The 647-nt window shown below is 41.7% G+C and carries 1 protein-coding gene; it reads left to right on the top strand.

Annotation, left to right across the window (positions count from 1 at the left end; translation table 11 throughout):
* On the top strand, nucleotides 1-474 hold a 474-nt coding region (locus B4K20_RS05105), incomplete at its 5' end, for a PQQ-dependent sugar dehydrogenase (protein WP_289282113.1).
* Nucleotides 475-647 lie beyond the last annotated feature (173 nt).

The following is a 647-nucleotide window of genomic DNA, read 5'->3' as shown; positions in this document are numbered from 1 at the left end:
CAAGGTTTGTTTTATAACCAACAAAATCAACAACTTTGGGAAATTGAACATGGACCACGCGGTGGTGATGAGATCAACTTAATCGAAGCCGGTAAAAACTACGGATGGCCAGAAATTTCTTACGGCAAAGAATACTGGGCGCCACTTTCCGTCGGCCATGGCACACATCAGGATGGTATGGAACAACCAGTGAAAACCTATATTCCATCTATCGCCCCAAGTAGCCTTATTCAATATCAGGGCACGTTGTTTCCTGAATGGCAAGGTAAACTTATTTCAGGCGCACTCAGTTTACAACATTTAAATATTGTCAGCCTTAATGAGAACAACGAAGCCGTTGACGAGCAACGTTTATTAGACACGCTCTCCAGCAGAGTTCGTAACGTCATTGAAGCACCCGATGGCGCTTTAATCATTAGTACTGATGCTGGCGCTGTATATCGAATTTCACCTGCACTTTCAGCAGAAAATTAGAGCTAGCCAAGACTTAGTTGTCAGCACAGAATCTTAATCTATTAAGATTCTGTGCATTATTTTTAACGGTTTCTTTTATCAAAAAAAGATAAAAATCACCACACGATATGTTCGGCATAACAAATAGCTACACCCTAAACGCCATAGGGCATGGCATCACACCATGCCCTTTT

The sequence above is a fragment of the Methylophaga sp. UBA5088 genome (genome assembly GCF_002414625.1).
In the GTDB taxonomy this organism is placed as follows: domain Bacteria; phylum Pseudomonadota; class Gammaproteobacteria; order Nitrosococcales; family Methylophagaceae; genus Methylophaga; species Methylophaga marina.
The sequence above is the reverse complement of the archived record's forward strand: the minus strand, read 5'-3'. Positions and strand labels throughout refer to the sequence as shown.